Origin of the sequence: Myxococcus sp. NMCA1, from assembly GCF_026810205.1 — a bacterium.
Taxonomy (GTDB): domain Bacteria; phylum Myxococcota; class Myxococcia; order Myxococcales; family Myxococcaceae; genus Myxococcus; species Myxococcus xanthus_A.
The window spans coordinates 9,184,991-9,207,527 of record NZ_CP113950.1 but is presented as its reverse complement, the minus strand read 5'-3'; the positions used below and the strand labels follow the sequence as shown (position 1 = coordinate 9,207,527).

Annotated in this window: 15 protein-coding genes; 5 read left to right on the top strand and 10 right to left on the bottom strand. The window is 69.3% G+C overall.

Annotated features, from left to right (window positions below):
• Positions 1–81 precede the first annotated feature (81 nt).
• Entirely contained in the window at positions 82–303 is a 222-nt protein-coding gene (locus OZ403_RS38175) for a double-CXXCG motif protein (RefSeq protein WP_140796092.1), read from the bottom strand.
• A gap of 122 nt (positions 304–425) precedes the next feature.
• Between OZ403_RS38175 and OZ403_RS38170 the strand changes: the two genes are divergently transcribed.
• On the top strand, positions 426–602 hold the full coding sequence (locus OZ403_RS38170) for a hypothetical protein (protein WP_268783073.1): 177 nt from the start codon (positions 426–428) through the stop codon (positions 600–602).
• A gap of 36 nt (positions 603–638) precedes the next feature.
• Here the strand turns inward: OZ403_RS38170 and OZ403_RS38165 are convergent, their stop codons facing one another.
• The gene (locus OZ403_RS38165; RefSeq protein WP_140878015.1) at positions 639–1,295 is read right to left on the bottom strand and encodes an SDR family oxidoreductase; all 657 of its coding nucleotides are present in this window, start codon (positions 1,293–1,295) and stop codon (positions 639–641) included.
• Positions 1,296–1,517: 222 nt separating this feature from the next.
• Here OZ403_RS38165 and OZ403_RS38160 point away from each other — a divergent pair, with 222 nt between their 5' ends.
• From OZ403_RS38160 to OZ403_RS38145, 4 genes are read left to right on the top strand one after another with little or no spacing between them, the layout of a single operon-like run.
• Positions 1,518–2,060: a DUF2378 family protein gene (locus OZ403_RS38160; RefSeq protein ID WP_268783072.1), complete on the top strand. Its 543-nt coding sequence runs from the start codon at positions 1,518–1,520 to the stop codon at positions 2,058–2,060.
• 36 nt (positions 2,061–2,096) lie between these two features.
• Positions 2,097–2,765 carry an exopolysaccharide biosynthesis protein gene (locus OZ403_RS38155; protein ID WP_011557171.1) on the top strand — a complete coding sequence of 223 codons (669 nt, stop codon included), beginning with the start codon at positions 2,097–2,099 and terminating at the stop codon, positions 2,763–2,765.
• Positions 2,766–2,818: 53 nt separating this feature from the next.
• The gene (locus OZ403_RS38150) at positions 2,819–6,445 is read left to right on the top strand and encodes a protein kinase domain-containing protein (RefSeq protein WP_328285493.1); all 3,627 of its coding nucleotides are present in this window, start codon (positions 2,819–2,821) and stop codon (positions 6,443–6,445) included.
• Positions 6,442–7,314 carry a methyltransferase domain-containing protein gene (locus OZ403_RS38145; protein ID WP_268783070.1) on the top strand — a complete coding sequence of 291 codons (873 nt, stop codon included), beginning with the start codon at positions 6,442–6,444 and terminating at the stop codon, positions 7,312–7,314. Before OZ403_RS38150 ends, OZ403_RS38145 begins: the two co-directional genes overlap by 4 nt.
• A 70-nt stretch (positions 7,315–7,384) precedes the next feature.
• On the opposite strand, the gene OZ403_RS38140 is transcribed toward OZ403_RS38145, so the two are convergent.
• From OZ403_RS38140 to OZ403_RS38105, 8 genes are all read right to left on the bottom strand, one after another.
• On the bottom strand, positions 7,385–8,212 hold the full coding sequence (locus OZ403_RS38140; RefSeq protein ID WP_268783069.1) for an SDR family NAD(P)-dependent oxidoreductase: 828 nt from the start codon (positions 8,210–8,212) through the stop codon (positions 7,385–7,387).
• A complete protein-coding gene (locus OZ403_RS38135; protein ID WP_140857953.1) occupies positions 8,209–8,979 on the bottom strand; it encodes a lysophospholipid acyltransferase family protein in 771 nt (256 codons plus the stop codon). The genes OZ403_RS38140 and OZ403_RS38135 overlap by 4 nt, the downstream gene beginning before the upstream one ends.
• Positions 8,976–9,944 (bottom strand): 3-oxoacyl-ACP synthase III family protein, encoded by a 969-nt coding sequence (locus OZ403_RS38130; protein WP_140796084.1) that lies wholly within the window; start codon positions 9,942–9,944, stop codon positions 8,976–8,978. The genes OZ403_RS38135 and OZ403_RS38130 overlap by 4 nt, the downstream gene beginning before the upstream one ends.
• Complete coding sequence (locus tag OZ403_RS38125) at positions 9,941–11,803, bottom strand: patatin-like phospholipase family protein (protein WP_268783068.1); 1,863 nt, start codon at positions 11,801–11,803, stop codon at positions 9,941–9,943. The genes OZ403_RS38130 and OZ403_RS38125 overlap by 4 nt, the downstream gene beginning before the upstream one ends.
• A gap of 69 nt (positions 11,804–11,872) precedes the next feature.
• Positions 11,873–15,034 (bottom strand): efflux RND transporter permease subunit, encoded by a 3,162-nt coding sequence (locus OZ403_RS38120; RefSeq protein ID WP_268783067.1) that lies wholly within the window; start codon positions 15,032–15,034, stop codon positions 11,873–11,875.
• 9 nt (positions 15,035–15,043) lie between these two features.
• A complete protein-coding gene (locus OZ403_RS38115) occupies positions 15,044–16,201 on the bottom strand; it encodes an efflux RND transporter periplasmic adaptor subunit (RefSeq protein ID WP_268783066.1) in 1,158 nt (385 codons plus the stop codon).
• Entirely contained in the window at positions 16,189–17,667 is a 1,479-nt protein-coding gene (locus tag OZ403_RS38110) for a TolC family protein (protein WP_268783065.1), read from the bottom strand. The genes OZ403_RS38115 and OZ403_RS38110 overlap by 13 nt, the downstream gene beginning before the upstream one ends.
• Before the next feature lie 627 nt (positions 17,668–18,294).
• On the bottom strand, positions 18,295–22,269 hold the full coding sequence (locus OZ403_RS38105) for a hypothetical protein (RefSeq protein ID WP_268783064.1): 3,975 nt from the start codon (positions 22,267–22,269) through the stop codon (positions 18,295–18,297).
• Between the last annotated feature and the right edge of the window lie 268 nt (positions 22,270–22,537).

Genomic DNA, 22,537 nt, shown 5'->3' with positions numbered 1-22,537 from the left:
GCGCCCGGGCTCGGCGCATGACCTTGCCGGTGCGGGGAGCGAGGAGCAAGGCATTGTGCCAGCCGGTCGCCGGAGCTCGCTTCAAGGGCCTTCCCGCTGGACTCCATGCTCATCGCAACGGAAGTTCGCGGAAGCGAATGCCCTCCAGTCAGCGGGGTAGTAGTGGCCGACGCTCGCCCACGTTGCGCCACAGCCAGGGCAGGCCAGGAGTCCTGGCAGCTTCCACCGGTGTGTCGCGTTGAAGTCCCCGGTGTGGCGGGCCGTCGCGGCGCTGTCCTCTTCCAGCAAGTAGTAGCGGGTCATTCGTCCGCAGTTGATCCTGGTGGTACTCCGTTCGCCGCGCTGCCCTCAGCAATCAACGTTTGCATCGAGAAATGACGCCGGATGCAAATGTTTGGCTGTTCCTGCTTTGCCTGAGTCGGTCGTTGACGCGGGTGCTGTACCGCCCGTTCCACGAGCTGAACAAGCGCCCCAACGCGTCACCGTTCTGGTGGTCCAACCAGGACCCCTCCCAGTACCGGAAACTGTGGGTCATCATGCATGGCTGGCGCGTGCTCACCGGCGGCTCCAACCCCATGTGCCACTGGGACTCGCTGCGCTGAAGCACGTACTCCACAGGCCCTGCGCCGGAGGACGGCTCAGGCGCCCGCGGCGGCGACCTCGGCCCAGAGCGTGTCGCCTTCCAGCACCTGGTTCAGCGGCGCGCGCTGCTCGGAGACACGCAGCAGCACGGCGGCGAGCTGGTCCAGGTGGATGGGCCGCATGTTCCGCAATGGCGGCAGGCGGGTGAGGGCTCGCAGCACGGGGTTGATGTGGTGGTACTCGCCCTCGAAGGCGGGCGGGCGCACCACGGTCCACGGGATGCCGCTGTCGCGCACCAGCCGCTCCGCCTCCGCCTTGGCCTTGAGGTACGCGCCCACCGGCCGGCCCGCGCCCACGGAGCTGAGCAGCACCAGGTGGTCCACACCCGCGCGCTTCGCCGCCTCCACGAGCTGCCTCGTGGTGCCAATGTCGCTCGTCTCGTAGGTGTCGCCCGACCCGAAGCGCTTGCGCATGGTGCCAATCAACTGGAGCACCGTGGTGCAGCCGCGCATCATCTCCACCAGCGCCTCACCGTCGGACAGCTCCACCACGGCCTTGTGGGGCCACGGGCGTACCAAATCGCTGTCCGCGCTCTTCGGCCGGACGTGCGCGAGGACCGGCGGCGCACCGCGCGACAGCGCCTGTCGCATCAGCGTGCGGCCCGTGGCACCCGTGGCGCCAGCGACGAAGAGGTGACGAGGGGGCGTGTTCATGATGGCGGACTCCAGCGAAGACGGGCGGCGTGTCGAGCAAGCCTACGGGATGACGCGGGCCGTCGGCTCTTCATCACACTGCGTCGCGAGAGCCCAGCGCGGCGTGGCGCTCCGTGTCGAATGAGGCACACGCCGCGCCCCAAGCCGGGTGTTGAATAACCATCGATAGACAGTCACCCACCGGGTTGAGGCGCTGTCATCCAGGCGATACATTGCCGCGCCTTGGAAAATCCCGAACCCCTTGTATTCCAGCAGAGCTTCCAGGGGCTGCTTCGCGCCCTGGGCGATGACCTGGATGACGCGTGTGTATGCCGGCTGCGCGAGGTGGGCCTCGACGCCCGGGGCTCACTGGCCCTGGCCTATCCCTTGAAAATCTGGGTGGCCGCGCTGAAGGTCGCGGCGGCCACGCTGGCACCGGAGGCGCCGTTGGACGAGGCCGCCGCGGTGGTGGGGCGGCGCTTCGTGGAGGGCTTCAGCTCCACGCTCATCGGCAACGCGCTGCTAGGCACCGTGCGGCTCCTGGGGCCGCAGCGCATGCTGGCGCGGATGACGCGCAACCTGCGCACGGGCACCAACTATCTGGAGACGCACATGGCGCAGCTGGGGCCCACCCGGTATGAGCTGACCTGCCGGCCCGTGGTGGTGGCGGGCTTCTACGTGGGGCTCTTCCTGGCGGGGCTGGAGGCCAGCGGGGCCAAACACCCCTCGGTCCAGATTGTCCGGAGGGAGGGCGAGGAAGCGGTGTACGACATCGCTTGGAGCTGAGCATTGACGGGGAGGGCGTGGTAGTGACGGCCTGAAATGTCGACGCCTTCGCCCACCCCCTCTTCGTCCACGGGTTTCTCGGACACCCAGGCCCAGCTCTCCGCCACCCTCCGCGCGCTGTCCGCGCGGTTGCCCGAATCCCTGACGGTGCGGGAGCTGATGCAGGCGTGTGGTGAGCAAGGCCTGCTGCTCTTCTGCTGCATCCTGACCTTCCCCTTCCTGCTGCCCGTGTCGATTCCGGGCGTGTCCACGGTGTTCGGCCTGCTCATCGTCCTCATCGGCGTGGGCGTGACGTTCAACCGGACGCCCTGGCTGCCCCGGAAGCTGCTGGACAAGCCGCTGCTGCGCACCAACCTGGCCCCGGCGTTGGACAAGGGCGCGGACGTCTTCACCAAGTACGTGGACAAGATGAGCAAGCCGCGGCTGCTGGCGCTCACGCACGGCTCCAGCACCAACCGCTTCAACGGCTTCATGCTCTTCTTCGCGGGCGTGCTGCTGATGATGCCGTTCGGCCTGATTCCCTTCAGCAACACGTTGCCCGCGCTGGCCGCGCTCTTCTTCGCCATCGGCATCCTGCAGCGCGACGGCTACTTCATCCTCATGGGGCATGGGATGACGGTGGGGTCGCTCACTTACTTCACCGTCATCATCTACGGCGCCGTGCAGGGGGGCCGCAGCCTGGCCAGTGTCTTCGGCGGGGGCTGAGCCCGCGCCTGGGTAGTGGCTGACCTGCCGCCCGGGCTCGCCTTATTTGCCCGGTGAGCCGGGGATTACGGTGCGTCTGGAATCAGTCCTACCGCCACCAGGGGTTCCCGTTATCATCGGGGGCGGGCGGCCCCCCTCTGATGCGGCAATTTCCTCATGAAACCCGGCACCGGCCGGAGGATGCGACGCGTCGCCACGCGGAAGGCGAGGTCGTGGGTGGGCGCTACCGCATCCTCGACTTCCTGGGCCGGGGCGGTGCGGGCACGGTGTGGCGCGCGCAGGACCTGCTGGCGGGCCCCGTCGCGGTGAAGCGGCTGCACCAGACGCTGGAGGACCTGGCGCGGCTGCCTCGGCTGCCCGAGGGCGAGTACACGCCGTCTTCCATCGCCCGGCATGAGCTGGCGCTGTCGCTGGCGCACGAGTTCCAGACGCTCGCCTCGCTGCGCCATCCGCATGTCATCAGCGTGCTGGACTACGGCTTCGACGCCGAGCACCGGCCCTATCTGGCCATGGACCTGCTGGAGGACGCTCGGCACCTGGTGCAGGCGGGCACGGGGCAGCCATTGCGTGTGCAGGTGGGGCTGCTGGTGCAGACGCTGATGGCGCTGGCGTACCTGCACCGGCGCGGCATCATCCACCGTGACCTCAAGCCCGCCAACGTGCTGGTGGCCCACGGGCAGGTGAAGGTGCTGGACTTCGGCCTGGCGGTGGGGCGCGAGCACGTCCACCACGCGCAGCCGGGCGGCACGCCGGGCTACCTCGCGCCGGAGCTGTTCGAGGAGCAGCCGCCCTCGGAGGTGACGGACCTCTTCAGCGTGGGCGCCATGGCCAGCCAGATGATGTTCGGCCGGCTGCCGCATGCCGGACAGGTGCCCTCGCCGCCGGACTTCCCGCCCGAGCTGAAGGCCGTGCTGGAGCGGCTGGTGTCACCGGACCCGAAGCTGCGGCCCCGCAGCGCGGACGCGGTGATTGCCGAGCTCTGCGCCGCCACCGGTGAGCCGGTGCCGCCCGAGTCCGCCGCCACGCGCGAGAGCTTCCTCCAGGCCGCGCGCTACGTGGGCCGGGTGGCGGAGCAGGCGCGGCTGTCCACAGTGCTGGAGTCGGCGATGGTGGGCCGCGGCGGCGCGTGGCTGGTGGGTGGGGAGAGCGGCGTGGGCAAGTCGCGGCTCCTGGAGGAGCTGCGTGCGCTGGCGCTGGTGAAGGGCGCGGTGGTGCTGCGGGGCCAGGGCGTGGCGGCGGGCGGCAGTCCGTACCAGGAATGGCGCCCGGTGCTGCGCTGGCTGGCCATCCTCACCACGCTGAGCGAGCGCGAGGCCAGCATCCTCAAGCCGCTGGTGCCGGACATCGAGGCGCTGTTGGGGCACCCCGTCGCGGACCCCGCCGAAGTGGGCGCGGACGTGGTGCAGGCGCGGCTGCTCCAGGTGGTGGAGGACGTGTTCGCGCGGCTGACTCAGCCCGTGGTGGTGGTGCTGGAGGACCTGCACTGGGCGGGCGATGAGTCGCTGCATCTGCTCTCTCGGCTCGCCGCGCGGGCGTTGGCGCTGCGCCTGTTGCTCATCGGCAGCTTCCGTGACGATGAGGCGCCTTCGCTTCCCGCGGCGCTGCCGGGCCTGCCGCTGCTGCGGCTGCCTCGGCTGGACGCTCGGGAGGTCTCCATCCTCAGTGAGTCCATGATGGGGGCACCCGGGGCCCGTCCCCACCTGGTGGACCTGTTGCTGCGCGAGACGGAGGGCAATCCCTTCTTCCTCGTGGAGGTGGTGCGGGCGCTGGCGGAGGAGGCGGGAGGGCTGGACCGGCTTGGCGACATGGCGCTGCCGGAGCGAGTCTTCGCTGGTGGCGTGCGCAGGCTGGTGCAGCGGCGGCTGGAGAAGGTGCCGGTTCCTTCGCGGGAGCTGCTGCAGGTGGCCGCCATCGTCGGGCGGCAGGTGGATGTGCCGCTGCTCCAACAGGCCGCGCCGGATGTGGACGTGGAGCACTGGCTGACGGACTGCGCGGCGGCGGCGGTGCTGGACGTGGCGGATGGGCGCTGGCGCTTCGCGCACGACAAGCTGCGCGAAGGGGTGCTGGATGATTTGCCCGTGGATGCGCGGCCCGCGCTGCACCAGCGCGCCGCGCTGGCGATGGAGGCGGCGCATGGGCAGCGGGCGGAGTGGACGGCGGCGCTCACCTACCACTGGGGCATGGCCGGGGACGCGCTGCGTGAGGCTCGCTATGCGCAGCGCGCGGGCGAGGATGCCCTTCGCGTGGGCGCCTGCCGCGAAGCACTGCCTTTCCTCACCCGGGCGCTGACGCGGGTGACCGAAGTGGGCGGCGACGCCATGACGTTGGGGCACCTGGAGGCACTCCTGGCGGAGACGCGCTTCCAGTTGGGGGAGCTCCAGTCCTTCCGTGAGCATGCGGAGCGTTCGCTGCGGCACTTCGGCTGGCCCGTGCCGTCCAGCCGCATGGGCTGGGCGCTGGGGACGCTGGGGCAGGGCCTGCTGCGGCTGGCGCAGAGCTCCCGGCCGGAGGACTACGACGAGGAGACCGAGGAGCGGCGGCGGGTGCGGCGCGTGGCGGGTCGGCTGTTGATGCGGCTGCTCGATGCGTTCATCTATGCGCACCAGGCGCTGCCCGTCCTCTGGTCCGGCCTGCGCGCGTTGAACCTGTGCGAGCCGGCGGGCGCGTCGCCGGAGCTGGCGCGGGGCTACACGAGCATGGCGGTGGTGGCGGGCACGCTGCCCATCCGGTCGGTGGCGGAGACGTGGTCCCGCCGCGCGTTGGAGGTGGCCGAGCGCGTGGGCAACCCCGCGGACCTGGCCTTCGTGCTGTGCCGCAACGCCGTGTATGGCGCGTACGTGGCGCGGTGGGCGGAGGCCGAGGCGTGGCTGGAGCGGGCCATGGGCATCGTCGACTCGGTGGGCGACGTGCGGTTGGCGGAGGAGTGCCGCGCGCTGCTGACGGTGGTGTCGTGCTACCAGGGGAAGTTTGCGCGGGGGCTGCCGCTGATGGCGTGGCTGGAGCACTCGGCGCGGCGGCGCGGGGCGCTCCAGACGGAGCACTGGGCGTTGCACTACCAGGCGCACATCCATTTGCGGCTGGGCGACTACGCGAAGGCTCGCGCCGCGCTGGCCCAGACGCTGGCGTGGACGGAGGCGCAGGGCGGGCAGACGGACCGCATCATCGTGGAGGGGACGCTGGCGCTGTTGCGGCTGCGTGAAGGTGACGCGGAAGGGGCCCGGGCCGCGGCGGAGCAGGCGCTGGCGAGAATGTCGTCCGGCAAGCCAGTGGCGCACTTCGTCTACTTCGGCGTGATGTCGGTGGCGGAGGTGCTCCTGACGCTGTGGGAGCGGGGCACGGATGCCTCGCTGGTGGCGAGCGCCAAGGCGGCGCGCCGGGAGGCGGAGGTCTTCGCCAAGGTGTTCCCCTTTGGAGAGGCCGCGGCGCGCTTGTGGCGTGGGCGGGAGGCCTGGCTGGAAGGCGACGCCACGCGGGCCTTCGAGGCGTGGCGACGGTGTATCGCTGTCGCATCGAGAAAGGGACAATCCTTCGAGGAGGCCCACGCGCGGCTGGCGCTGGCCAGGCACTTGCCATCGGAGGACCCGGCGCGGTGTGTCCATCAGCAGCGCGCGGTGGAGTCGTTCACCCGGCTGGGCATGCGGGATGAGCAGGCCCGCGCGGAGGCGCACGCGCGTTCATGAACGGTGTGAGTGTCCGGGACGTGGCGTTGCTGTCGTGCCCGGCCTGTGGTGGGGCGCTGGTGTTCCACGGGCTCGAGGCGGATGGCCGCATCCGCGACGGGTGGCTGCGCTGCGGTGGCTGCGGCGAGGCGTGGAGCGTGGCGCGCGGCATGGCGCGGCTGTATCGCGAGGACGCGGTGCGCGGTACGGACCGGCTGATGCGCGTCATCTACGACGGGCTCCCGGTGCTGCATGACCCGCTGACGACGCTGCTGACGCCGTTGTTTCAATCCGTCTCGGAAGCGCGGATGCGCGCGGGATACATGCGCCGCGTGGAACTCGGCTCGCTGACGCCGCACGAGGACGGCAGCCCGGTGCGGGTGCTGGAGGTGGGCGTGGGCTCGGGGGCGAACCTGCCGCTCCTGCGTGATGGCTTGCCGCCGGGGCTCGACGTGGACGTGTGGGGCGTGGACCTGAGCGAGGGCATGCTCAAGCACTGCAAGCGGCGGCTGCGGTCTGGAGGTTATGCGGGCGTGCGGCTGATGATGGCGGATGCGCACGCGCTGCCGTTCCCGGATGCGTCGTTCGACCGGGTGTTTCACGTGGGCGGCATTGGCGGCTACAGGGCACCCGAGCGGGCTTTGGCGGAGATGGCGCGCGTGGCGAAGCCGGGCACGCCGCTGGTGGTCGTGGACGAGCAGATGGACCCGGCCTTCCGGCCCTCGCTGTTCCAGCGCGCCGCGTTCCGCGCGATGACGTTCTACTCGTGGGATCCACACTGCCCCCGGGAGCTGCTGCCTCCGGGCGCGTTCGACGTCACCGAGGAGCAGGTGGCGCCGTTTTATTACTGTCTGTCGTTCCGGATGCCGGAGCAAGACGCACGGGCCTGACGGCCGACGTACATGTCTGTCTTGGGGGAGATGCCGAGCCCTGTCTCTCGGCCATCGGACAGGGCTGACCTCACGGATTCAGCACCAGGTCCAACAGCCGCAGCGTCATCCCACCGGTGAAGTCGATGGTGGCGCCGTTGAACCAGCCCGCCTCCTCGCCGGCGAGCACCGTGACGAAGCGGGCCACGTCCTCCACGGTGCCCATGCGTCCCGCGGGATTCATCCTCGCGTGGGCCGCCTCCAGGCGCGCCAGGGCCCCGGGCGAGTACACGTGCTTCAGCGCGGGCGTCATCACCGTGCCGAACTTCAGCAGGTTGACGCGGTGTCCTCGCGGGCCCAGCTCCATGGCGAGGTAGCGCACGTACATCTCCAGCGCCGCCTTCGATGCGCTGATGAGTCCTGTGTTCCCCAGGTGCGTTTCATCCAGCGGGTTTTGTAGACCGAGAAGCCGGGCCTCCGGCGCCAACATGTCTTCATTCACCAGGGCCTGCGCCCAGAAGACAAACGAGTGCGCCATCGTGTCGAAGGTCCGGCGGATGCGCCGCGCGTGCAGCCGGTCCTCGCCCTCGGACAGGAATCGCCCCACCGATGCCCCCGCAATCGAATGCACGAAGAGCTTCACGCTCCGGGGCCCGGCGACTTCCCGCAGCGCCGCCACGCCTGCCTCAGCAGCCTCTGGAGACGACGCGTCCGCCTGCCACATCACACCGAGTCCACCGGCGTCCCGCACCCGCTGCTCCAACTGCACGGCACTTTCCGCGTACCGGCCCCGGTGGACACCGAAGACATTCAACCCGGGCTTCCGAGTCACCGCCTCCGCGATGGCCGCGCCCGTGCCAGACGAAGCTCCCAGGATGAGCGCCCACTGTCGCGCCTCGGAACCCTCACCTTCCCTCATTGCACCGCCTTCCGTGTGCTGCCCTTGTCCACGTCGCGAGCCCTGTCGAGCAGCCCCTGCACCGCGTCCGCCACTTCCTGATGCACCGCTCGCATCGCGTCCCGGTTGCCCGCGTCGAAGTTTGGCTCCAGGTGGCGCGTCAGCGGCTCGCCCACCCACTGCGTCATCTTCACGGGGAAGGGAAGCGACAAGGGCCACAGGCCCGTGGCGCCCACGCCCAGCCACAGCGGCAGCCGCGCGGGCATCCCCACCCGCTGGCCGAGCGCGTACCCGTCGTTGAGGCCCACGTACGCGTCGTCCATGCCGCTGCCGCCCACGGGGACAATCGGCAGCCGGTAGCGCACCGCCAGGCGCAGGTAGCCCATGCGCTCGCCCCAGTCGACGCGGTAGCGGTGGCGGAAGTCACGGCAGCCCTCGCGCGTGCCTCCTGGCTGCAACAACACGTGCTCGCCGCGCGCCACCGCCTCCGCCAGCCGCGGGTCATCCCCCGTGACGAAGCCCAGTCCGTCCGCCACCGTGCGCATGCCCGGAATTGAATTGAACGCGCCGTGCGCCACTCCGTGCGGCAGATAGCCCAGGCGTTCGTGGAGCGTCACCGTCAGCATGCACAGGTCCACGGCCAGGGGCCGCCCGTGGTAACCGACGATGAGCTTCGCGCCGGGACGGAGCAGCGGCTCCAGGTTCACCACCTCGTAGCGGTGATACCGGCGCAGCAGCCGGAACGTGGTCAGCCATGCCGTCAGGGGCCAACCGCCCGCCTGTTTCATCCGCCCACCTGGTACAACACCGCGCCGTGGGCCACGCCCGCGCCCACGCCCACCAGGAGGATGCGGTGCCCTGGCTTCACCGGACGCGTGCGCAGCAGCCGGTCCAGACTGGTTCCCAGCGAGGCCGAGCCCACGCTGCCCACCGTGTCCACCACGCGCACGCTGCGTTCCGGTGACACCTCCAGCGCCTGGAGGATGGCCTCCAGCATGCTGCCATTCGGCTGGTGCGTGAGCACCCACTCGACGTCGCGAAGGGCCACGCCCGCCTCGTCCAACGCCGCGCGCGCCGCCCGTACCAGCGCGCCCAGCGCGACGCGGGTCATCTCCTGGCTGGGCGTCAGGAAGCGCATCCGCTCCAGCTTGCCGGTGGCCGTCGGGTTCTCCAGCACCACGTCCGTGGGCAGCGTGCCGTCATTGCCCAGGGCCACGCCCAGGACGCCTTCTCCCGAACGGCCCGTGCCCATCACGGCGGCGGCGGCGGCGTCGCCCAGCACCAGGTAGGGGCGGGGCTCCTCGGGCGTGGTGGTGCGCGACAGCAGCTCCACCGACACGATGCCCACCGGCCCCAGCCCCGTGGCCACCGAGCGGGCCGCCAGGTCGAAGGCGCTCAGGAAGCCCATGCAGGCGTTGCTCAGGTCCATCGCGTCGCAGCTTCCCGACAGGCCCAGCGCCGCGGCCACGCGGTTGGCGGTGGCGGGCGTGGTGACGTCGCCGCCCATGGAGGTGACGCAGAGGATTCGGCGCAGGGCCCGGGCCTCCAGCCCCGCCGCGTCCAGCGCGCCCCGCAGCGCCTGTGCCGCCACGTCCGCGGCCTTCGTCCCTGGTGGCGCGAAGTGGCGGGTGAGGATGCCTGTCTTCCGTTCCACCTCCGCGGCGTCACGTCCCACGCGCGCGCACAGCTCCGCGGTCGTCACTGCGGGGCCGGGAAGGACACTGGCGGTGCCCAGGATGCGAACGGGAATCATGCGGCTTGCTGTCCTCCTGGATGCGCGTGGGCACGGGCACCCCGGGCCTTGACCTGGAGCCAGTGCTGCTTCATCTCCTCCAGCCGCTTCGCGAGCGACGCATCCGCCGCCGCCCGTCCGAGGATGTCCCGGGCCTTGGTGAACTCCATGGCGGTCAGCAGCGGTGCCTCCGCGGATTGGATGTCGTAGCGGACGTCCGCGAGCAGGCTCTCCACGTCACCACTGCGGTGCAATAGCAGCACGCCACTGGCCGCCAGGTCCAGCGCGCGGGCCACCGGATTGAGTCCCGCCAGGAAGCGCCCCAGGCCGGACCGCCGCTGAGGGGACGCATGCCGGACGCCGAAGGGGAAGATGTTGCTGGAGAAGATGACGTCCGCGCCCGCATTCAACAGCACGTGCGCGGGAACCATGCTGGTGAAGGCCCCGTCCACGTACCGCGCGGGAGGCACCACCGTGGGGCCCCAGATACCCGGCGCCGAGCCGCTGGCGCGCACCCCCAGGGCCACCGGCCCCTGCTCCAGCGCCACGCAGTCTCCGCTGGTCAGGTCCGTCGTGACAGGCAGGAAGCGGATGGCCAGCTCCTCCAGGCAGAGCCGGCCCAGGTCCTGCTCCACGAAGCGCTCCAGCGAATACGTGGTCACGATGGCGGCCGTGGCGGCCAGGGTGAGCTGTCGGCTCATGGCCCGCTCCTCCAGCCGTCGCAGTCCTTCCAGTCCGTCATGTCCATCCAGCGCGCTGCCGCAGAAGTACGCGCCCACCAGCGCGCCCATGCTGGCGCCGCTGACGATGTCGATGGGCACGCCCTGGCTCACCAGCCAGCGCAGGATGTGGACGTGGTAGAAGCCCCACACGCCACCGCCACTGAGCGCCAGGCCCACGCGCCGGTGGGTGAGGGCACGGGCCCAGCGGGAGAGGGCGTCCTGCTCGGCGGGGCTCAGCATCGTGGTGTCCAGCGGTCGGTCATCCACGAGCACCCGCGCCATCCTGTCCAGGCTCAACCGCAAGGGGCAGGGCGGCAGCCACTGGGGATGCAGGGACTGGCCACTCAGCGCTGATTCGCGTGACGCACGGCGGGGGTCCACCACCATGGTGGGAAGCACGCGAGGGGCCGACGTCTGCCGCGCGTCCAACGTCGTCACCAGCCGCGCCGTCTTGCCTGTCATCCCGACGTCCGCCACGCCGCAGCCGTCGAGCAGGACGTAGTGGAGGCCGTGCTCGGCCGTGAGCCGCTGGAGCACCGATGGGGTCAGCAGGCCGGGACCGCCAGCTTCAGCTGGAGGCAGCGTGGCGCGCAGGACGCCATCCGCCCCCTTCGTGACGGGCGCGTCATGCCCGCCCGGTGCGCTCCGGAGCAGCAGCACGCGGTCGCCGAAGTCGCGGTGGATGACCTTCGCCACCAACTCGATGAGGGAGGACAGGGGCGCGCCGCGCACGTCGCTCTCGAAGGCGATGACCTCCGCTGGCGGACGGGGCCGCTCCTGCACGCCGGTGGGTGCGTGCAGCAGGCTCGCGACAGCGTCCTTCGGAAAGAAGAGGCCCTCGGAGTCCGTCGTCGCGCGGATGGTGAAGGCGTTGCTGCCGCTCGACAGCGCCTCCAGTCCCAGGGGCGTGCCGGGCTGGAGCGTCATCAGGAGCGCGTCACCGCGCATGACCTCCAACTCGCCCTCCAGGAGGAGGGAGAAGCCCTCGGGGGGCTCGCCTTCCCGGCACAGCACCTGGCCGCGAGCCCAGGACACGTCCTGGCCCTTGCCCAGCAGTTGGAGCAGCGCGGTGTTGCCATGGTGACGGAGCCCGGGCGCACGCTTGAGCGCATACAGCCGCTGGCGCCGCCGGTCGTCGCGTGACGGGAAGTGAGACATGGCACCCCGCAGGATAACGAAGCCCCTCCGGCGGGGCATCCAGGGGCCCCTCAGGCCCCTGGTCAGCACTCAGGGTGCGTGGGGCTCCGGTGGGCGGACGGAGGGCGGTGGCGTGTTGACATCGCCATGCCGGCGGACGCGGAGCCTGGCGGTCTCCAGCACCACGTACAGCACGGGGATGAAGATGAGGTTCACGAAGGTGGACAGCAGCATGCCGCCGAACACGGTGGTGCCCAGGGACTTGCGCGCGGAGGCCCCCGCCCCCGAGGCCAGCATCAGCGGCACCACGCCCATGAGGAACGCGAAGGACGTCATCAGGATGGGCCGCAGGCGCGTCTGGGCGGAGTGAATGGCGGCGTCCACGACGCTCCGACCTTCGTGGCGGAGCTGCTCGGCGAACTCGACGATGAGGATGGCGTTCTTGCTGGCCAGACCCACCAGCATGACGAGCCCGACCTGGCAGAACACGTCGTTCTGGAGGCCGCGCAAATTCTGCAGCCCCAGCGCGCCCAGCATGGCCACGGGGACGCCCAGGAGGATGACCAGGGGCAGGGCGAAGCTCTCATACTGCGCGGACAGCACCAGGTAGACGAAGACGACGCCCAGCCCGAAGATGAGCAGCACGCTGCGGCCCGCCTCCTGCTGCTCCTGGGACAGGCCCGTCCATTCGAAGGTGTAGCCCACGGGCAACGTCTTGCGCGCCACCGCATCCATCGCGTCCAGGGCCTGCCCGGAGCTGGAGCCCGGCGCGGCCTGCCCGTTGATGGTCGCCGAGCGGTACAGGTTGTAGTGCTGGATGTTCTGCGCGCTGGTGATGGGCCGCACCTGCACCAGCGACTCCAGCGGCACCATCTCTCCCTTCGCGGAGCGGACGTAGAGCGCGTCGATGTCGCGCGGCTCGTTGCGGAACGGAACGGCGGCCTGCACGTACACGCGGTACACGCGGCTGGCGAAGGTGAAGTCATTCACGTACTGGCTGCCCAGATAGACTTGCAGCGTGGAGAAGACGCCATCCAGCGGGACGCCCATCGCCAGGGCCTTCTCCCGGTCCACCTGCACGTCCAGGAGGGGCGTGTTCGCTGTGTATGAGGAGAAGACGCCGCGCAGGCCCGGGTCCTGGCTGGCCGCGCCCACCAGCATGTCCGTCGTCTGCGCGAGCTGAGCGAGCGTTCGGCCACCTTGCTGGTCCTCCAGCACGAACTCGAAGCCGCCCACGCTGCCCACGCCGCGGATGGCGGGGGGCTCGAAGGGCAACACGCGTGCGCCGCCAATGGCCCTCAGCGGGCGTCTCAGGCGCTCCACCAGTCCCGCCACGCTCTGGTCCGGCCGTTTGCGCTCATCCCACAGGTGCAGGTTGACGAAGAGGGTGCCGTAGTTGACGCCCGTGCCCAGCAGCGAGAAGCCGCCCACGGTGAAGATGCCCGCGACCTCCGGCTGCTGGCGCAGCACGTCTTCCGCCTGGAGCAGCACATTGCGCGTGTAGTCCAGCGACGTGCCCTCCGGCCCCTGCACGGCGATGATGAGGTAGCCCTGGTCCTCGCCCGGGATGAAGCCGGTGGGCGTGAGGCGGTACACCAGGATGGTGCCGGCCAGACACACGACGAAGGCGATGACCACCGGCCAGCGCAGCGGTCCGATGAGCTTCGCCAACATCCGGCCGTAGGCGTCTCGGAACGCGTCGAGCCCCCGGTCGAACATGCGGAAGACCTTCCACTTCTGGCCTTCGTGGGGCCGCAGCAGGATGGCGCACAGCGCGGGGGACAGGGTGAGCGCCACCAGCGCGGACAGGCTGATGGAGAAGGCCAGGGTGAGGGCGAACTGCCGGTAGATGATGCCGGTGGTTCCGGGGAAGAAGGACACCGGCACGAACACCGCGGACAGCACCAGGGCAATGGCCACCAGCGCGCCGGCGACCTGCTTCATGCCCCGGTGGGTGGCCTCGCGAGGGCCCACGTTGTCCTGCTCCATGGTGCGCTCGACGTTCTCGATGACGATGATGGCGTCATCCACCACCAGGCCCGTGGCCAGCGTGAGGCCGAAGAGCGTCAGCGTGTTGATGGAGAAGCCGAACGCGTTGACGAAGAGGAAGGTGCCCACCAGCGACACGGGCAGCGTGGTGGCCACCACCAGCACGCTGCGCCAGCCGTGCAGGAAGATGAAGATGACCAGCACCACCAGGAAGATGGCCTCGCCCAGCGTCACCAGCACCTCCTCGATGGAGGCCTGCACCGCCGCCGTGGTGTCGAAGGCGCGCTGGTAGCGCATTCCCGGTGGGAAGTTGCCCTTGAGCCGCTCCAGCTCGGCGACGACGCCGTCGCGCACGTCTAGCGCGTTGGAGCCGGGGAGCTGGAAGATGCCCAGGCCCACGGCTTCGCGGCCGTTGAAGCGCAGAAGCTGTCCGTAGTTCTCCGCGCCCAGCTCCGCGCTGCCCACGTCCTTCAGCCGCACCAGCGAGCCGTCCGGCCCCTGCTGCACCACGATGTTGCCGAACTCCTCCGCCGACGTGAGCTGCCCCAGCACGCGCACCGTGAACTGGTACGTCTGTCCCGGCGGCGCGGGCGGCTGGCCCACCTGTCCGGCGCCGATTTGAACGTTCTGCGCGCGCAGGGCGTTCACCACGTCCGTGGCGGCGAGCCCGCGCCGGGCCAACTCCGTGGGGTTCAGCCACAGCCGCATGGCGAAGCGCCGCTCACCGAAAATCCGCACGTCGCCCACGCCCGTCACGCGCAGCAGCGCGTCCCGGATGAAGACGTCCGCGTAGTTGCTGAGGAAGCCCGTCTCGTAACGGTTCTCCTCGTCGAACAGGCCGAAGGCGATGAGCAGCTGCGTCTGGGCCTTGGTGATGGTGACGCCCAGCGCGTTGACGGCGGCAGGGAGCTGCGCGGACGCGGTGGCCACGCGGTTCTGGACGTCCACCGCGGCGATGTCCAAGTCCCGTCCCGGGTCGAAGGTGACGGTGATGGTGCTCACGCCCGTGTTGCTGCTGGTGGAGGCGATGTAACGCATGCCCTCCACGCCGTTGAGCTGCCGCTCCAGCACGGTGGTGACGGCGCTCTCCACTGTCTCCGCGGAGGCGCCGATGTACGTCGCCGTCACCTGCACCACGGGCAGGGACAGGTCCGGGTACTGCTCGACGGGCAGGTTGGGGATGGAGATGGCCCCCACCAGGGTGATGATGATGGACACCACACTGGCGAAGACGGGACGGCGGATGAAGAAGTCGGTGAACATGGCGGCCCCTCACTGTGCCGGCGGGGTGCCGCCGTCGGTCCCGCTGCCGCCCACGCCCTGAGGTGGCTTGCGCGAGGGGGCCTTGGGTTGGATGGGCTGGCCATCGCGGAGCATCTGGATGCCGCTGAGCACCACGGGCGTGCCCGCGTCCAGTCCGCCCGTCACCTCGTAGTCATTGCCGGAGACGAGGCCCAGGCTCACCGGCGCCCGCTGCGCCACGGTGCCCGCGTCCGAGTCCTGCACCACGAAGACGAAGGACTGGCTGCTGATGCGGGTGACGGCGGAGGTCGGGACGCGCAGAGCCTCCCGCGTGGCATAGACGACCCGGGCGCGCACGAACTGTCCGGCGCGCAGGCCCACGGTGTTCTCGAAGACACCGCGTATCTCCACCAACTGCGTGGTGGCGTTGGGCGTGGGCGCCACGAAGAACACCGGTGCTGACACCACGAGCCGGCCCTCTGGGTCCAACACCTCCACTGGCGTGGTGCCCACCCGGACGGTGCCTGCCCGCTCGACGGGAATCTGGACGGACAGCTCCAGCGTGTTGCTCTGGTCCAGTGTGGTGAGGGCCGTCTGCTGCGTCACGAAGTCGCCCACGTTCACCGGGTAGTCGCCCACGATGCCGGCGAAGGGCGCGCTCACTTCGTAGAAGCCGAGCTGGACCTCCTGGGCCTGCACCTGGGCTTCGATGGCGCGCGCGCTGGCCTCGGCTTGCAGTGCCTGCGCCACCGCCTGGTCATAGTCCTGGCGGCTCTGGAGTCCCTCCTTCAGCAGTTGCTCACTGCGCTTGTGCGTCTGTTGGGCGTACTCTCGCTGCGCCATGGCGGCGGCTTGCTGCGCCTGGGTGGCGCGCAGGCCCGCGCTTTCTCGCCGGGGGTCCACCACGAGCAGCACTTCCCCCTGTTCGACGCGTGCTCCCGGCTCGAGCGGAATCGCCTTCACGTAGCCGGCGACCTGCGGATAGACGGTGATGCTGCTGCGGGAGATGAGCGCGCCCAGGTACTCGTTGGACTCGCGCACCTCGGCGGGGGCCAGGCGCTCCACCTCCACCGGCATGGGCTGGTTCGTGGCCGCTTGGCCCCCCTGCGGCCCCGAGTCGCCCTGCGAGCGGCAGCCCGCGAGGAGCAGTACGGCGAGCCCCGTGCTCCACGTCCTCACCAATCGCATGCCGCCTCCGTGAGGAACGCCGCGACCCGCGCCTGCTCCAGCTCGAACTCGCGCACCACCAGCAGCAGCTCCGCCTGGCGGAGGTCCGACGCTGTCTGGATGAGCTCCAGGCTGGTTCCCGTTCCCACCTCGAAGCTGCGCCGGGTGAGCCGGTCGTTCTCCTCGGCCAGGGCGCGTCCCCGGCCCGCGATGCGCGCGGCCGCGTCCGCGACCTCCACGGCGCGCCGGGCCTGCAGCACCTCCACCGAGGCCGTGCGCTCCAACTCCACCAGCCCTTGCTTCGCCACCTCCACGCCCGCGCGCGTCTGCCGCAGTTGGCCCTCACGCGCGCCGCCATCCCAGAAGGGCAGCACCAGGCTGGCGCCGATGTTCCACACCGGCACCGTCACGAAGCCCTCTTCCACGGTGAGGGCCAGGGTGGTGCTGGTCAGCGCGAGCGTCGGGGCATAACGCGCCTTCACTTCCGACACCTGCCGCTCGGCCAGCGTGCGCCGCGAGCGCGCCACCGCGATGTCCGCGCGCCGGTCGAGCGACTCCAGTTGCTGACAGTCCCGCCGCGAGTGCTGGAGCAGGGTCTCCAACTGGACGCCCCGGACCAGTCCCACGCCTTGAGGAATGCCCAGCACCAGTCCCAGCGTCTCGCGGGCCTTGCGCAGGGTCTCGTCACCCAGGACGACGAGGTTGCGCGCCGTCTCCGTGTCCTGCTGCACGCGCACCACGTCCAGCCGCGTGCCCGCGCCCAGCTCGAAGCGGCGCTCCGTGAGGGCCAGCCGCTCCAGGGCGGTGCGCAGGTTGACGCGGTTGACCTCGGCCATCCGCTCCTGCGCGGCGACGAGCACCAGTGACTGGGCCAGCGCGCTGGTGAGCTGGCGCCGCGTCTCCGCCAGCGACAGGTTGGCGGTGCGCCGGGCCTCGCGCGCGGTGCCCAGCGCGATGATGGACGGGAGGTTGAACAGGGGCTGGGTGGCGTTCAGCAGTCCCAGGAAAGGCGGGCGGGTGAGGCCCGGTGACTGGGCGCCTCCGACGTCGCCGCCAATGCCCCCGCCGATACCGCCTCCCACGCCGCCGCCACCGCCGCCACCACCCAGGAGCGGCGTCGCGTTGGGATTGAGCACGTTGTACTGGACGGAGACGGTGCCGGTGAGCGTGGGCAGCAATGCGGCCAGGGCGATTCGCTGCACGCCCGCCGCGGACTCCACCTGGGCCAGCGCGGTGTACAGGCTGGTGGAGCGTTGACGCAGCAGGTGCAGCGCCTCGTCCCAGGTCGCCACCTGCATCTCGGCCGGGGGAATGGGCTCCAGCAGCGGGTCGGACACCGGGAACCGCGGCGGCTCGGGTGTCTCCGGGGAGAGGACGGGAGCGCGGGTCGCGGGTGGCTCCACGCCCGCGTCGGTGCCGGGGCCCGCCTGGGCCAGCAGGAGGCTGGAGGCGTGGGACAGCAGGGCTGCGAGCAGCAGGGCATTCATGGGAGCGCGCGCACAGGTAGGAAGCGCGTTGCCCAGCCACCACGGCCGGTGGGGCTGCCCTGCGTCTGGTGGACAGATTCTTGGATGTCACTGTCCGCCAGTGATGGACGGCGGACAGGCATGGGCGACCGCGGAACCTGTCAGCGCGAGTGAGACAGCGAGCCCGAAAGAGCACTGCGCAGCCCCTGTGAGGAGGCGCGTCGCGCGGGGCGTTCATCCAGATGACGGTTGGCGGGGCCTTCGACATGGGGACGCCGCGAAGGAATCGCTCAGGGGGCGCGGCGTAGGACTCGACGAGCACCTCGGCCCGGGGCGCCCGGCCGCCATGGTGGTGCTCATTGTTGTACCCACCGAAGAAGTCACTCCGGTGGCCGAGTGCATCCAGGAGGCCGCAGAGGGCGCTTCGCGCCGCCTTCCTGCTCGGCGACGACTCCGTCTGGGCCGTCGTGTCTGGATGAAGCATCTTCTCATGGCTGCCTCTGGGAGGATGGACAGCCATGAGAAGATGGATTGCGGACCGCGACCCGCTGGTCTGGACGCCAGTGAGGCGGCGTCAGTTGCCGTTGAACTCCTGGTCAACGGTCTGCGGGCCGCGCCTCGGTGTTGAAGGGGCCGCCCACGGCAGCATCAGCGCGGATCTCCAATCAAGAGTCCGCGGTCCGACGTCGGCAGTGTGTAGTCATACCGATAGATGTTTTGCCCATACGTGTGGAGCGAGGTGATGCTCCAATTCGTACACGTCAGCCCCATGTCTGTATACCCGGAGCGACACGCGGAGTGGCAAGTCGTCCCGTCGTCGCGGTCGCCCGCTTTGCACTGGCTGTGCCACCAGGTCGGTACATTGGCGGACCAATTGGCGGCATTCATCCGGCAACTGGGGCCGGAGCGAGTCGGGTGGGTATTCACTCCATTGTACCCCCACGCGAAGTTGTTGATGCGGTCGGCCATTATCCAGGGCTCGGCTCCTGTGTCGAGGCTCACCAGGTTCAGCCAGCTATCCAGGTGCGTGCCTGTCGAGTTGTTGCGGTACTCCTCCCAAGGCAGGCAGTTGTCCGTCACGCCGCTCCCACCTTGCTTGTAGTGGGCGGCATGAGAGTTCTTCCCTACGTAGACAACGGGATGCGTGCCGTTCTCCACCTGGAAGCCTCCACGGCTGGCGAGCCGCGTATAGGACTTGCCGTGCATCGAAAAGGTGACGGCGGCGATGGTCGTCTTGTCCTCACTCAATGTCACCGTGACATCTTCCCAGTCGCCGTGGTGGGCACCATTGCCGAAGTCGTCGCAGGTGCTCTGGTAGCCGTAGAACCACCAGTATTTGATGCGCACCTGCTGGCCGCACTCAATGAGCTGGTAGTACGTGGGAATCGTCCCCGTTCCCAGTGTCGTGGCGTCCGTGTTCTGGATGATGCCCTGCTGCGGGTTCACGACCGCCGCGTCATAGAAGACCTGGGCCGACATGGGGTAGCCGCGCGCGGACCCATCAAAGCGCAGCCGGGGCGCGAACTTCGTTTGGAGTAGCTCGCAGAAGTACAACGGATAGTCGGTGCCCTGGGTGCCCAGCACCCGCGTTGGGGCAAACCCACGAGGGCACGACGTGGCGCCTGTCGTGGGGTTCGGTGTCTGGGCTCCTTCGACATGGCCCCACAGGCCCGCGAACGCATACGGAGAGGCCTGCCCGGGAACGTGGGGCCGGTAGCATGCGTGGAGGTCGTAGTCCTGCCCGGTGGTCCCGAGCACCTTCTGGGCGATGAACCCCGCCGGACACGTCTGCGCATTCGTATAGGGGTTGTTCACCGCGACGCCGTCGGCGTAGCCCCACATTCCGCCGAAGTCGAGCGCCGGGTCGGCATCCCCCCAGTTGGGACGCGTGCAGAGGTAGAGCGGCTGATCGACCGCGCTCGTGCCCAGCACCTGCGTTCGCGTATAGCCGTCCGGGCAGGTCGCCGCGTTCGTCACGGGGTTCGGAACAGGTTCACCGCCGTTGCGCGTGCCGATGAAGCCACCGAAGTCCCAATGGGGCGCCCGGGCCATGCAGAAGTAGAGCGGGTAGTCGATGTTGTGGGTGCCGAGCACCTGCGTCTGCTCGAATCCGCTCGGGCACTCCGTGGTGACTGTCGCGGGGTTCGGGACAGGGGCTTGCTCGACATATCCATACATGCCACCAAAACGGGCGGCCGCCGGTGAGTTCGCGACATGTTGCCGGTAACAGACGTGCAGTTCATGATCGAGGCGACTCGTGCCGAGCAGGAGTTGGTCGGTATATCCAGCCGGGCAGTTGGCGCCGTTTGTGATTGGGTTCCTCACCAGGGTGTTGTTGACATAGCCCCACATGCCACCAAAGTCGTAGAGCGGAGCCTCTCCCTCCAGGGACGGCCTATGACAGAAGTGTACGCTCCAGTCGCGCCCATGGGTGCCATACGCTTGTGTTTTAGTATAGCCCTCCGGGCAGGAGGCGGCGCCGGTCGCCGGGTTCGGTGAGAGCGTGCCGTTGTGGAAAAAGCCAAAGGCTCCGCCGAAGTCCAGGCTCTTGGCCGGCAGCTCGCAGAAGTACACTGGGTGGTCGATGTGCGCGGTCCCTAGTATCTGCCTTGGGATGAAGCCCGTGGGGCATGAGGCGGTGCTCGTCGTGGGGTTCGACACCGGAGCGTCGTTGACGTAGCCCCACATGCCGCCAAACGGATACGGAGGCACTATCCCGGGCGCGTGGTGCCGGTAGCAGACATGGAGGTCCGAGTCCTGTCTCGCTGTCCCGAGTATTCTCAGCGCGGCGAAGCCCGCCGGGCAGGACTGCCCATTCGTGTAGGGGTTGTTCACCCAGGCGGCGTTGACGATGCCCCACATGCCGCCGAAGTCGAGCGCGGGTTCAGCGTTGTCCCAGTTCGGCCGGGAGCAGAGGAAGAGCGGGGCGTCCATGGTGCTGGAGCCCAGCACCTGTGTCTGGACATATCCGCCCGGGCAGGACGGGGCACCCGTCGCTGGGTTTGATACAGGGCTGCCACCATTGAGATAGCCAAAGACTCCACCGAAGTCCCATTTCGGCGCGCGCGTCATGCAGTAGTGCAGCGAATAGTCCATGCCATGGGTCCCCAGTACCTGCGCCTCTACCGCGCCAGGCGGACATGCCGTCGTGCCCGTCGCGGGGTTGGCCACGGGGAGCCGCTCGACATGTCCATGCATGCCGCCGAAGCGATTCTCGGGAATCCGTCCCGGGACATGCGGCCGGTAACACAGATACAGTCCGTAATCCCGCTGGTTCGTGCCGAGCAACTGCTGCTCTGTATAGCCAGCCGGGCACCGGGCCGCGTGGGTGATGGGGTTGACGACCTGGTTCCTGTTGACGTGCCCCCACATGCCGCCGAAGTCGTAGAGGGGAGTGCTCCCCTCGCGTGCGGGCCGCTGACAGATGTGGACATCCCAGTCGGTCCCCCAGGTCCCAAGGACCTGCGTCTGGGTATACCCGAACGGGCAGGAGGCGGCGCCGGTCGCCGGATTCGGCGACAGCACACCGTTGTTGAAGTAGCCGAAGGCTCCGCCGAACTCCAAGGCATCAGAATGCGGCTCGCAGAGGTACAGTGCCGCGTCGACACCGGACGTGCCAAGCACCTGCTTCGGAGTGAATCCCTTGGGACACGACGCGGCGGCCGTCACGGGGTTCGGCACCTGGGTGCCCTCGACGTGACCCCAGAGGCCACCAAACGGGAGCGTCGGGCCCGTTCCGGGGACATGGGGCCGGTAGCAGACGTGGAGGTCGTGATCTTGCCCCGTCGTCCCGAGGACCTTCTGGGCCGTGAACCCTGCCGGACAGGTTTGCGCATTCGTATACGGATTGTTCACGGCGGTGTCGTTGACGAAGCCCCACAGTCCGCCGAAGTCGAGCGCCGGTTCGGTGCCATCCCAATTGGGGCGGGCGCAGAGGTGGAGCGGTTGGTCGACGGCGCCCGTGCCCAGCACTTGCGTCCGCGTATAGCCGTCCGGACAGGTCGCCGCGTCCGTCGCGGGGTTCAGGACAGGCTCACCGCCGTTGCGCGTGCCGATGAAGCCGCCGAAGTCCCAATGGGACGCTCGGGCCATGCAGAAATAGAGTGGGTAGTCGACGTTGTGGGTGCCGAGCACCTGCGTCTGCTCAAAGCCATTCGGGCATGACGCCGCACCGGTCGCGGGGTTCTTCGTGGCCGCGGATTCAATGTGCCCATGTGCGCCGCCGAAGCGGTACTCCGAGGGCACTCCCGGGACATGCGGCCGGTAACACAGATGCAGCCCGTAATCCTGCTGGTTCGTGCCGAGCAACTTCTGCTCTGTATAGCCAGCCGGACACCGGGCCGCTTGGGTGATGGGGTTGAGGACCTGGTTCCTGTTGACGTGCCCCCACATGCCGCCGAAGTCGTAGAGGGAGGCGCGCCCCTCCTCGGAGGGTCGGTGGCAGATGTATACCGGCCAGTCCAGCCCTGACTTTCCATAGGTCTGTGTCTGGGTGTAGCCCTCCGGGCAGGAGGCGGCGCCGGTCGCCGGATTCGGTGACAGCACACCGTTGTTGAAGTAGCCAAAGGCCCCGCCGAAATCCAACCCACGTGGCACCTCTATCGCCGCCCAACTCTGGCTCACGGCCTCGTCTGATGTGGCTGGCTCGACAGCGCACGCGGTGAACAGCCCCAGGGTGGCCAGCCAGCCCCGCGCCCATTGCCTACGGGGAGAGGCCGCGACACTTGTTTGTGCCAGGGCGCGCACTCTCGCGGGCGGATGTGTTGAAACATGTGTTTCGTGAGGGATTTGCAGGTCGACTTCTTTCATGTGCTTTCTTCGGCGCTCCAGTAGCGCGGTGTCAGTTCGTGATGGACTGGGTCTGTGATTTCAGCTTTATCGTTTTTATATG